Here is an 11,359-nt window from a genome sequence, read left to right as displayed (position 1 = left end):
CATCAAGCCTCCGCCCGCCGAGCCCCCTCCTCCTGCTCGCGAGAACGCTGAAGCCTCAGCCCAGCCCCCAGAAGCGGCCTCCAACAGCGTCGCCTCGCGGCCCGGAACACCGCCCGATGCCGTGACCGAGGGGCAAGAACAGGCCCCCGAGGCCGTATCTCCAGACGCGCTGTCCCACCCGACCGCTGCACGTGACTCCCCGACGACAGCACCATCCGAGGGCTCCCTCGATGCGCGACCCGAGACACGTCCTCTCGCGATGGGCCCCACGGAGGCCAGTGCGTCTCCACACAACACCCCGCCTCCTGTCGCCGCGCGCGAAGAGCCCGAATTTCGGCACGCGGACACTCCCATGGGTTTGCTCGCCGGAGAGACCGCTCCTCGCGGTCCACGTCGTCCTGCGGACCAGCTCTTTCCCCTGCCCTCCACGCTCATGCCCGGAGGAGATTCCAGGCCCTCGGGCATCCCCATTCAGAGTGGGCGCACCCTGCGCCCCGGAGACGCAGGCCCGTCGCGCGAAGCCCTCGCCGCCGAGGAACGCGGACGTGTCAGTGGCCGAGTACAAGGCGTCATCGACGACCAACAGGCCACCCTGCGCGTGGCGAACGGGTTGATCGACCCGTACTTCAGTCGACTGCGCAAGGCGCTCGAGAAGGGCCTCGAGGACGCTCCGGTGTTCCCGGGCACGAGCCTGCTCCATCAGGCCAAGACCTCCTGGGCCTCGCAATCGAAGAACTACGGAGCCACGGGCAACCCGGGCGGCCCCACCCCCAACGCCCCTACCGGGTCAGAGCAACTCCAGGCCCTCCAGAATCGCTTGGGCGACTCCTCCGGCGACTATTCGATGGAGGGCCTGCGCGGTCGCGTCCAGGCGGGCGACGAGATGCAGAAGCTCGCGGGCGGTGGCGGGGCGAAGCTCATCGTCACCCTTGAGTTGCATCAGGACTCGGATGGCACCTTGCGTGACGCGAAGCTCGTGACGCTGAGCGGCAATCCGGCCTACGACGCCTTCGTGCTGAATGGCGTGCCCTCCTCGCTCGCGAAGCTCGGTGCGCCTCCTGATGGGGCACGAGGCGTGAAAGCCACTGGCATCCACACGCTCTGGTCCGTCGAGGGGCGCGTCGTCTACTTCCGCAAGCTCAAGGAGCTCAAGGGACAGGACAGCCTCTACGTCGCCTCAGCCGTGGCCGCGGGCCTCCTGGCGGGCCGCTTCGAGGAGACCACGGGCGAAATCGAGGTCATCGACTTCCGCAACCCGCGCTTCGTCTGTCAGCCCAGGCTCCTGCGAGTCTACTGACCCAGCGGCCCCCCATTGGCTCGACTCGGGCGGGGGGACTAGGCTGTGCGGCCATGGCTCGCCGCAAGAAGGCCGATGAGATAGCCGATCGCGTCCGCAACCTGCTTGCAATGGACGCAGCCGGCATCATGCGCCGACTGGAAGCTCGACGTGACGAGATGTTCGCCCTCTTCTCGCGCCTGCGCAGTCGAGAGCCGCTGCTCGACACCATCGCCTCGCGCTACGCCGACGGCGCGTTCGAACAGCTCATCCACCTTCCTGAGCAAGAACAGGCCGTCATCGACCGGTACTACAGCAACCTGGACGAGCTGCGCTGGTACTTCACGTACACCGAGGACATGCCCGGCACCGCGCAGGTGAACTTCATCAAGCTGCACAAGCGGCTGGAGGAGGCGTACCGAGTGTTGGTGGTGACACTCGGCCCCCCTGCCTCCGCGGATGGCGCACGAGTCGTCGACGTCGAGGTCCTCAGCCGAGAGGACAAAGAGAGCGTCCCGGAGAAGACCCTGGTCCGGCGCACGCTCCCCAGGCAGCGCCGCGCATCACCGGGCTGAAAGCTCCGCGCCTGGGCCCCCATCCGGACATAAGGGCCGTCGTGCATCACGGCGACCAGGGTGGGTTCATGCATCGCGGCGAAACCGACCCACCCCATTGAGCACCGGGTTTCTCCAAAACACGACCAATCAAACGGGCTGTCCTGACCTGTCGGATTCCCCTCCACCAGACAAGCCCGTACCATGACGGGCGGGTCTGAGGAGGAAGGCCGTATGGCAAATATGGGGGAGCCCGGACCGCAGCCACGACGTACCTCGGGTTGGCAACTGGCGCTGGTCGCGCTGGCTCTTGCCATCTTCGCAGCCAACGTCGTCGTGCCCGGCATCATTCTTGGCATTGGATTCACGGGCCTCATGGGGCTTACGGGCGCAGCCGCAGTCCTGCAACGGATTGGTGCGCTCACCTCCGGCGTGTTCGAAGGCGCGGCCCAGTTGTCCGTCATCTTCCTCTCGATGGCCTTGATTGCCTTCGCGGCCGTCACCGCCTGGAATGGATACCAGCGGATGGCGGGGCGAGCCGGTCCTCCTCGATTGCTGCTCCGGTGGCCCTGGCTCCTGCTGGGATTGCTTCTGTTCCTCTCATGCCAGTGGTCCCTCCCGGAGGGAAACCAACGCAGTGCCCTGCCCGTGCTGACTGGCGCGCTGGTCATCGCATTCTCCGTCTGGGCCGTCCTCGCCATCAGCGCGCTGGTCATTCGGATGAGCGTGGGAATGCTACGGCTCTCCTGGCGCCTCGCGAAGGCATCGCCGTTCAGCGCCGGAGTCCTGACCCTGGGAGCGCTCGCGGCGACGGCATCGGCGATGGCCGTGGTTCCTCTCGCCAAAGCCCTAGAGTCCCGTTCTCAGGCAATCGCCTACGCCCAGCCCGCGCCTTGCGACTCGGCCTCCTGGGAATGCTCGCGGCAGGCGCTCCTGGGAGCGGGGGCACTCAGACCCGCCGCGATGTTCGCCTCCCATGATGGCCCAGGAGCGGTATCTGCGGCCCACCTCACGGCCACTGAATCCGAAACCAACGTGCGTTCCTGTCTGGAAGTTTCCTTCCAGCAGCAGGAGATGATGGCCAAAGCTCGCCGAATCGCGCAGGGACTCATCATGAATGGCGCCGACACGGAGGATCTGATCCACGCCATCCTTTTGAACATCTGCCTGCGCAGATCACATGTACCGCCCTTGGACTTCGAGTCGTTCTTCCTCCGCGCGGTCAAGTACGGTGCGATGAGGCGATTCAATTCGATGAGCCGCACCTGCACCTTGGAGTCCCTGCCAGAGCCCGTCTGCCGCATCCAACCCGACGAGCAGTACGTCGCATTGGAGTCCCACCTCGCGCTCCGGAAGGCGCTTTGCACTCTCTCGAAGCAGCATCAGGACGTGCTCCGCATGCGCTACTTCGAGGAACTGGACGAAGCTGAGATAGGTCGCCGGCTGGAAATCGATCACGCGACGGCACGCAAACGCGTCCAGCGCGCCCGGGACCAATTAAGGACCGAATTTCTCCAGAGATGTCAGTAGCTTACGAATTCAGGTCACACTTAATTCGGTGAAGGAAGTGGAGCACCAGATGCCCCGCCGACACGGGCGTCCTCTGGAGGCTTCATGGACCCGCAGTCTTCCGCAACACAGTTCCTCGCGCTTACGGCCGCCCTCAAGGCGATGCCGCCGACCGTCAACTTCCACCTGTGGGAGCCGTGCAACATGCGTTGCCGGTTCTGCTTCGCCACCTTCAAGGATGTCCGCAGGGACGTCCTTCCCAAGGGGCATCTCCCACGGGAAGCAGCGCTACGCGTGGTGGAGCTGTTGTCGAGCCGCTTCGAGAAGATCACCTTCGCGGGAGGCGAGCCGCTGCTCTGCCCCTGGTTGCCAGAGCTTGCAGCCACCGCCAAGGCACGAGGCGCGACCACGAATCTGGTGACGAACGGCAGCCGGTTGGACGCCACCACAGTTGAACGCCTGCGGGGTGTCATCGACTGGGTGACGCTGAGCATCGACAGCGTTTCGCCACAGACTCATGAGGCCATGGGGCGTGCCGTTCATGGGAAGGCGCTGACGCCCGCTGAGTATCAATTGATCGCCGACCGAGTCCGTGACGCGGGAATGCGCCTGAAGGTCAACACGGTCGTCACGAACCTGAACGCTGGCGAAGACCAGGTGGCCTTCCTGCGCATGCTGAAGCCCGAGCGCTGGAAGCTGCTGCGTGTCCTCCGCGTCGAAGGACAGAACGCGGGTGAGGTCGAAGCACTTCACTGCTGCCTCGAGGACTTCAACGCCTTCGTTGTCCGCCACCACATCCTGAAGAGCGAAGGCATCGTGCTGGTCCCGGAAGACAACGAGGACATGCGTGGCAGCTACGCGATGGTCGATCCCGCTGGCCGATTCTTCGACAATGTGGACGGCGGACATCGTTACAGCGAGCCCATCCTCCATCGAGGGCTCGACGCAGCATGGTCCCAGGTTCGTTTCTTCCCAGAGCGTTTCGAGGGACGAAACGGCTCCTACGACTTCCGAGGTGACTCATGAGCACGCATCCCAGCCTGATATGCCTCGCGGGGGTCTCCGGAGCAGGCAAGGACACGTTGGGTGGTTTTCTCGCGACGAAGCATGGCTACGAGCGAGTTGCCCTCGCGGACCCGATCAAGTGGACGCTGATGGGCCTACTCCAGCTCGACCCCGGACAGCTCTGGGGTGAGCGGCGCAATGAAGTCGACCCTCGGTTCGGACGGATGCCACGGGAGCTCTATCAGCGCTTCGGGCAGGCCTGTGTGGAGCTGGACTCCGAAGTCTGGCTGCGCCCCTTCCGGATTCGAGTCGAAGCCATCATGCGTTCAGGAGGACGTGTCGTCTGCACGGACTTGCGGACCCAGGCGGAATGGCAACTGGCCCGAGAGCTGGGTGCCTCCATCTGGCTCATTGAGCGCCCAGGAACTGGAGCTCCTGGTGCGTTGGCTCAACACAGCACCGAGATGGAACTCAGGGGACGGGAGCGAACTTCGTTCGACGTCGTCCTGCGGAACGACTCCTCACCCGAGGCCCTGTACGCCACCGTGCTCCGCGTCCTCAAGGGCTCTGGCAGTCCCTGAGAGGAAATCGTGAAGATGAGGGCGTCGATTTCCCGTGGGACTCGACGCCCTTACGACAGGAAAGGGCATGCCCGCCCGAATACCAGCCCCTCAGGCCACGTGGGCCTGGAGCACTTCCTCGGAGTCAACAGGCGCTTCCAAGTGCTCACGGGGAGCGAGCTTCCGCATGGAGGCCTTGCCCACCACCACGTCGATCATCTTCCGCACGCGCGTCCAGACACTCTCCTGCACGTAGGGAATGCCGTACTTCTCGCAGAGGGCTCGGACCTTCGGTTGCGCCTCGCGGTACTTGAGCATCGGCAGGTCGGGCCAGATGTGGTGTTCAATCTGGTAGTTGAGCCACAGGTGCGCGAAGTCGTTCAGGTCTCCGCCCGTCCGGTAGTTCGCGCTGCCGATGACCTGCTGGACGTAGCGCTCGCCCTTGTTCGCGGGCTTGTCGTCGAAGCGGTACAGGTCCTCGCCGGTGTGGTTGGGACCGACCACCAGGAAGGTGTGGACGCTGGTGAGCACGTCCGCCATCAACGAGTTGCAGAACGCGCTGAACGCGGCCCACGGGCCGATGACGAGGAACAGCGCGGGGAAGAGCACGAACTGGACGGCGGCATACGGCAGGTAGCACTGGAGCAGGAGTTCCTTCCACTCGGCGCCCGTGAGGGCCCCACCGTCACGGCGGCCCTTGCGGCGCAGGGCGCTCAGCGTCTCGGGCGCGTAGTACGAGGCGCGCCAGGTGAGCGCCAGCAGCGTGAGCTGGATGTAGCGCAGCACCAGCGGCCGGGACGGGTTGCGCAGCGTGCCTTCGGCGTTGCGCTCCAGGAGGTCCGGGTCCGCGTCCTCACCGGTGTGCGAGTGGTGCAGGACGTTGTGCTCGAAGACCCAGGCCTCGGGCAGCATCCAGTCGAGCCAGTCGAGGTAGCGCCGGCCGCCCTTGGCGAAGCCCTTGCCAGTGCGTGACGCGGGAAGTCCCGGGACGCGGTCATAGCCACGGTGTCCCACGTGGTGCATGAGGAGCCAGCGCGTGGAGCGGCCCAGGCTGAGCGCGGCGGCGCTGAAGGGATTGGGAGCCAGCCAGCAGGTGGCGATGCCCAGCAGCGTGCCCACGCGGCCCCAGCGCTCGATTTTACGAAGGTGCTTCGCGTCCGCTTCCCCCAGGTTCGCGTCGAGTTCCTGCCGCAACGCCTTCAGCTCTCGGTGGAAACCCTCCACGTCCACGGTCGCGGGATTGAAGGCAGGGGGCAAGGACGACGACATGCGGCGGGCTCCTCGGACGAGGCGTCAGACGGGGGACGGAGCAACGCGTCAACGGTAGCCGCCAGAGGGGGCCTCGGGAAGCGTTTCCGACCACCCTGCCCGAGCCTGCACCTACCGTGTGGGGCCTGACCCTATGGCAGGAAGACAGAAGCTCTCCCGCCTCACCGCAATCCACCGCTGTGGAGGGTCAAACCGCAATGAGGTGTCAATGCCGACCTTGACGCCAGACACAATGATGCCAGGTGTTTGGGAATCGGGAGCGCGCTGCGTTAGCGTCAGCCTCCCGTGGCGACCCGCCACGCGGACTCTGGGGGAATGACATGGGCCTTGGTGAGGATTTGCGACTGCTGTCGGAGCAGGTCCGGAAGCGTCAGGCGTTCATCAAGGGCGAAGAGGCCACGAAACAAGCCCTCATCCTCCCTTTCATCCAGGCACTCGGCTACGACATCTACGACCCGACGGAGACGCAGCCCGAATACGTCGCGGACTTCGCCAAGAAGCGCGGCGGCGTCATGGAGAAGGTCGACTACGCACTGCACCTGAAAGGGCAGCCGGCCCTGTTCATCGAGTGCAAGGCCACGGACGCCGCTCCGGAAGACCATGATGGCCAACTCGCCCGCTACTTCAATGCCACGCCTTCCGTGCGCATCGGGGTGGTGACGAATGGCATTCGCTACCGGTTCTTCACCGACCTCCAGTCTCCCAATGTGATGGATGCGGTGCCCTTCCTGGAGTTCAACGTCCTTGCGTTCACCGACCGGGACGTGGAACTGCTCCGTCCTTTCACCAAGGAGTTCTTCGACGCGACATCCATCCAGGGCCACGCAGAGGAGATCATCTTCGTGGGCAAGGTGACGGCACTCATCAACGAGCTGCTCCGAAACCCTTCGGAGAGCTTCGTCCGGTTCCTGCTGGCCGAGGTCGAGCTGGTCTCGGGGCGCGTCACGCGCAGCGTCGTCGAGCGGTTCGTTCCCATCGTCAAGAAGTCCATCCAGACGACTCTGCTGGACATGATGACGAAGTCCATCCAGCAGGAGATCGCCCAGAACGCGCCTCCCCCGCCGACCGTCACGGCGATTCCGGCGGAAGCCCTCCAGCGCGCCGCCGAGGCCAGCGAGGCACCCGGAGTCGCCCAGGTCGAGACGACCGAGGTGGAACTGGAGATCTTCCGGATCGTCCAGCGCATGTGTTCCGAATCCGCGCTCAGGCAATCCATCAGCTACAAGGATTCGACGACCTACTTCGGCATCAACCTGGGCAAGGTGACGTCCTGGTTCCTGCGTGCCTTCACCAACGGGAAGAAGAAGTCCCTGGTGACGAGACTGCCACTGGAGCAGGCCGCGATGTTGGCCCCTGGTTTCGAGGTTGAATCGGCGCCCGACGGCATCGGCAAGAGCCGCGTCTACTTCAATGCGTCCACCGACATCGAGAAGCTCCGCTCGCTCGTCCTGGTCGCCTACGAGGAAGAGGCACGGCGCCAGAGCAGCGCTCCCGTCGACGGAGGTGGCTCCACCTCCGAATCCTCTTCTGGCTCCTGAAGCGTCGGAGCAGCGCACCGCTGTCATTTGCCTGCGGAACGCCAGACAGACGGACTCTGCCATTTGAACCCGCGTCGCCGAAACGCAAACGGCCCCGCTCCCACGGGGGAACGGGGCCGTTCGGAACATCCCGAAGCGCGTCCTACCGCCGGGTCTTGCCCGGCACCGTGCTGGTGATGCCCAGGTACTCTTGCAGCGGCTTCACATCCAGGTCCGTGCGCTTGAGCGCCTCCAGCGCGCCCACTGCCATGCGCGCCGCCTGCACCGTCGTGTAGTACGGCACCGAGTGCATCAATGCCTCACGGCGGATGGAGAAGCTGTCGGAGATCTCCTGCTTGCCGAAGGTCGTGTTGATGACCAACACAATCTCCCCGTCGACAATCTTGTCGACGATGTTCGGCCGGCCCTCCTTCACCTTCTGCACCACCTGCGCGTCGATTCCCTTCGTCGCCAGGTACTTGTGCGTCCCCGCCGTCACGATGAGCGAGAAGCCCATGGACCGCAGCCGCCGCGCCAAGTCCACCACCGCCGGCTTGTCGTCATCCTTGACCGAGATGAACACCTTGCCGCTCTTGGGCAGCTTCACCCCCGCCGCCAACTGGCTCTTGGCAAAGGCCGTCGCGTAGTCCTGCGCCAGCCCCATCACCTCGCCCGTGGACTTCATCTCCGGCCCGAGAATCACGTCCACGCCCGCGAAGCGCGCGAAGGGGAACACGCTCTCCTTCACCGCCACGTGCCGCATCTCCGGCTCCTGCGTCGCGTTGAGCTCCTTCAGCGTCTTGCCCACCATGCACAGCGCGGCGATCTTCGCCATCGCCACACCCGTGGCCTTCGAGATGAACGGCACCGTGCGGCTCGCACGCGGGTTCACTTCCAGGATGTAGATGGTCTTCCCCTGGATGGCGAACTGCACGTTCATCAGGCCCACCACGCCCAACTCCCGCGCGAGCGCGATGGCCTGGTCCTTCATCCGCTCCACCAGGTCCGGCGGCAGCGAGTGCGGCGGCAGCGTCGCCGCCGCGTCACCCGAGTGCACACCCGCCTCCTGGATGTGCTCCAGCACCCCGCCAATCATCACCGCACCCGTCCGGTCCGCGACCAGGTCCAGGTCCACCTCAATCGCGTCCTTCAGGAAGCGATCAATCAGCACCGGATGCTCGGGCGACGCACTCACCGCCTCGCGCATGTACCGCTCCAGGCTGGACGCGTCGTACACCGTCTCCATCGCGCGCCCACCCAGCACGTACGAGGGACGCACCATCACCGGGTAGCCGATGCGCTCGGCCACCTTGAACGCCTCCGCGTGGCTGCGCGCCACCCCGTTCTCCGGCTGCGTCAGCCCCAGCTTCTCGATGAGCGTGCTGAAGCGCTCGCGGTCCTCCGCCCGGTCGATGGCGTCCGGCGACGTGCCGAGAATCGGCAGGCCCGCCTTCTCCAGCGGCACGGAGATGCGCAGCGGCGTCTGACCACCGAACTGGACGATGGCGCCCACCGGCTTTTCGCGCTGCGAGACCTCCAGCACGTCTTCAATCGTCAGCGGCTCGAAGTAGAGCCGGTCCGATGTGTCGTAGTCCGTGGACACCGTCTCCGGGTTGCAGTTGACCATCACCGTCTCGTACCCGGCCTCGCGCAGCGCGAAGGCCGCGTGCACGCACGCGTAGTCGAACTCGATGCCCTGACCGATGCGGATGGGTCCGCTTCCCAGGATGAGCACCTTCTGGCGGTCCGTCGGCGGCGCCTCGTCCTCTTCCTCGTAGGTCGAGTACAGGTACGGCGTGAAGGCCTCGAACTCCGCGGCGCACGTGTCCACCCGCTTGAACACGGGACGGATGTTGCGCGCGTGCCGGTGCGCCCGCACCTCCTCCTCCGGGTAGCCGAGCAGCTTGCCCAGGTACTTGTCGGAGAAGCCGTGCGCCTTCGCCTGCCGGAGCACCTCGTCCGGGAGCTGATCCAACCGGCCGTACTCCTGGATGGACTGGCCCTCGCGAACCAGCATCTCGATGTAGCGCAGGAACCACGGGTCGATGTTGGACAGCGCGTTCACGTCCTCCACCGTCAGGCCCTCGCGGAACGCCTGGGCCACGAACCAGGGCCGCTCCGGGCGCGGAATCCGCAGCGCCTCGCGCAGCACCTTCTCGCGCTCCTCCTTCTCCACGGGCAGCTCGGGCGGCTCCAGCCCCACACGCCCCAACTCCATGGAGCGCAGCGCCTTCATGTACGCCTCGGGGAAGGTCCGGCCAATGGCCATCACCTCGCCCACCGAGCGCATGCTCGTGGTCAGCGTCCGGTCCGCGTGCGGGAACTTCTCGAAGTTGAAGCGCGGAATCTTCACCACCACGTAGTCCAGCGTCGGCTCGAACGAGGCCGGCGTGTCACGGGTGATGTCGTTGCGCAGCTCGTCCAGCGTGTAGCCCAGCGCCAGCTTCGCGGCGATCTTCGCGATGGGATACCCCGTCGCCTTCGACGCCAGCGCGCTGGAGCGCGACACGCGCGGGTTCATCTCGATGACCACCATGCGGCCATCTTTCGGATGGATGCCGAACTGGATGTTCGAGCCACCCGTCTCGACGCCAATCTCCCGGATGATGGCCAGCGACGCCTGCCGCATCCGCTGGTACTCGCGGTCCGTCAGCGTCTGCGCGGGCGCCACGGTGATGGAGTCACCCGTGTGCACTCCCATCGGGTCCAGGTTCTCAATCGAGCAGACGATGATGACGTTGTCCGCCGTGTCGCGGACCACCTCCAGCTCGTACTCCTTCCAGCCGAGCACGCTCTCCTCCACGAGGATGGTGGAGTTGGGGCTCGCCTTCAGGCCCGAGCGGCAGATGCTCTCGAACTCCTCGCGGTTGTAGGCGATGCCACCGCCGGTGCCGCCGAGCGTGAACGAGGGGCGGATGATGGCCGGGAAGCCAATCTCCTCCACCAGCGCCATCGCCTCCGTCAGCGTCGTCGCGTAGCCGCTCTTCGGCAGCGCCACGCCGATCTTCTGCATGGCCGCCTTGAAGAGCTTCCGGTCCTCCGCCTTGTTGATGGCCTCCAGCGAGGCACCAATCAGGCGCACCCCGTACTTCTCCAGGATGCCCTGCTCGGCCAGGGCCTTGGCCAGGTTGAGCGCCGTCTGACCTCCCATCGTCGGCAGCAGCGAGTCCGGCCGCTCGGCGGCGAGGATGCGCTCCGCCACTTCCACGGTGATGGGCTCGATGTAGGTGCGAAAGGCGAATTCTGGGTCGGTCATCACCGTGGCGGGGTTGCTGTTGAGCAGCACCACCTCCACGCCTTCATCCCGGAGAGCCTTGATGGCTTGAGTACCGGAGTAGTCGAACTCGACGGCCTGGCCGATGACAATCGGGCCCGAGCCAATCACCAGAACCTTGCGGATATCGGTACGCTTAGGCATCGGGGCGCCCCAATACCAACGTCTGACTCCGCATGCACGGATGTTATGTGGCACGTGACGTCCGTCCGCCCGGACGCCCGGTTTCCACAGCCGACTCCCAGACGCCCGGTGCCCAGGCTCTGCTACGCTCCGCCCGTCCTCGGAGGTCGCATGCGTCGCTGGTCCCTGGCCCTCATCCTCTCCCTCTCCGCGCTCGCGCTCGCCCAGGCGCCGGAGACTCCCGAGCCCGCCGCCGCGCCGCCCGCCGAGGA

General features: G+C 65.6%; 8 protein-coding genes. 6 read left to right on the top strand and 2 right to left on the bottom strand.

The window, feature by feature from the left end:
• Window positions 1-352 precede the first annotated feature (352 nt).
• The 5 genes from HR086_RS39060 (at window position 353) to HR086_RS39040 (ending at window position 4,925) form a co-directional block, all read left to right on the top strand.
• Window positions 353-1,297: a TonB C-terminal domain-containing protein gene (locus HR086_RS39060; RefSeq protein ID WP_254625510.1), complete on the top strand. Its 945-nt coding sequence runs from the start codon at window positions 353-355 to the stop codon at window positions 1,295-1,297.
• Window positions 1,298-1,350: 53 nt separating this feature from the next.
• Entirely contained in the window at window positions 1,351-1,851 is a 501-nt protein-coding gene (locus HR086_RS39055; RefSeq protein ID WP_141641249.1) for a hypothetical protein, read from the top strand.
• Window positions 1,852-2,064: 213 nt separating this feature from the next.
• The gene (locus HR086_RS39050) at window positions 2,065-3,360 is read left to right on the top strand and encodes a sigma-70 family RNA polymerase sigma factor (RefSeq protein WP_174468155.1); all 1,296 of its coding nucleotides are present in this window, start codon (window positions 2,065-2,067) and stop codon (window positions 3,358-3,360) included.
• 84 nt (window positions 3,361-3,444) lie between these two features.
• Entirely contained in the window at window positions 3,445-4,365 is a 921-nt protein-coding gene (locus HR086_RS39045) for a viperin family antiviral radical SAM protein (protein ID WP_217442122.1), read from the top strand.
• Window positions 4,362-4,925 carry a hypothetical protein gene (locus HR086_RS39040; protein WP_174468154.1) on the top strand — a complete coding sequence of 188 codons (564 nt, stop codon included), beginning with the start codon at window positions 4,362-4,364 and terminating at the stop codon, window positions 4,923-4,925. Before HR086_RS39045 ends, HR086_RS39040 begins: the two co-directional genes overlap by 4 nt.
• Before the next feature lie 90 nt (window positions 4,926-5,015).
• On the opposite strand, the gene HR086_RS39035 is transcribed toward HR086_RS39040, so the two are convergent.
• Window positions 5,016-6,173 (bottom strand): fatty acid desaturase, encoded by a 1,158-nt coding sequence (locus tag HR086_RS39035; RefSeq protein WP_174468153.1) that lies wholly within the window; start codon window positions 6,171-6,173, stop codon window positions 5,016-5,018.
• A gap of 320 nt (window positions 6,174-6,493) precedes the next feature.
• Between HR086_RS39035 and HR086_RS39030 the strand changes: the two genes are divergently transcribed.
• Window positions 6,494-7,711 (top strand): type I restriction endonuclease, encoded by a 1,218-nt coding sequence (locus tag HR086_RS39030; RefSeq protein ID WP_174468152.1) that lies wholly within the window; start codon window positions 6,494-6,496, stop codon window positions 7,709-7,711.
• A 142-nt stretch (window positions 7,712-7,853) separates the two neighbouring features.
• Here HR086_RS39030 and carB read toward each other — a convergent pair whose 3' ends face one another.
• Window positions 7,854-11,108, bottom strand: coding sequence for a carbamoyl-phosphate synthase large subunit (carB, locus tag HR086_RS39025; protein WP_141641247.1), 3,255 nt, complete (start codon window positions 11,106-11,108; stop codon window positions 7,854-7,856).
• Window positions 11,109-11,359: the final 251 nt, after the last annotated feature.

Source organism: Myxococcus sp. CA039A, from assembly GCF_013336645.1.
In the GTDB taxonomy this organism is placed as follows: Bacteria; Myxococcota; Myxococcia; order Myxococcales; family Myxococcaceae; genus Myxococcus; species Myxococcus llanfairpwllgwyngyllgogerychwyrndrobwllllantysiliogogogochensis.
The sequence above is the reverse complement of the archived record's forward strand: the minus strand, read 5'-3'. Positions and strand labels throughout refer to the sequence as shown.

Excerpts from the sequence above, each read along its gene's own strand:
- carB (WP_141641247.1), bottom strand. The coding sequence starts at position 11,108 with ATGCCTAAGCGTACCGATATCCGCAAGGTTCTGGTGATTGGCTCGGGC.
- HR086_RS39035 (WP_174468153.1), bottom strand. The coding sequence starts at position 6,173 with ATGTCGTCGTCCTTGCCCCCTGCCTTCAATCCCGCGACCGTGGACGTG.
- HR086_RS39055 (WP_141641249.1), top strand. The coding sequence starts at position 1,351 with ATGGCTCGCCGCAAGAAGGCCGATGAGATAGCCGATCGCGTCCGCAAC.
- HR086_RS39030 (WP_174468152.1), top strand. The coding sequence starts at position 6,494 with ATGGGCCTTGGTGAGGATTTGCGACTGCTGTCGGAGCAGGTCCGGAAG.
- HR086_RS39050 (WP_174468155.1), top strand. The coding sequence starts at position 2,065 with ATGGCAAATATGGGGGAGCCCGGACCGCAGCCACGACGTACCTCGGGT.
- HR086_RS39040 (WP_174468154.1), top strand. The coding sequence starts at position 4,362 with ATGAGCACGCATCCCAGCCTGATATGCCTCGCGGGGGTCTCCGGAGCA.
- HR086_RS39045 (WP_217442122.1), top strand. The coding sequence starts at position 3,445 with ATGGACCCGCAGTCTTCCGCAACACAGTTCCTCGCGCTTACGGCCGCC.
- HR086_RS39060 (WP_254625510.1), top strand. The coding sequence starts at position 353 with ATGGGTTTGCTCGCCGGAGAGACCGCTCCTCGCGGTCCACGTCGTCCT.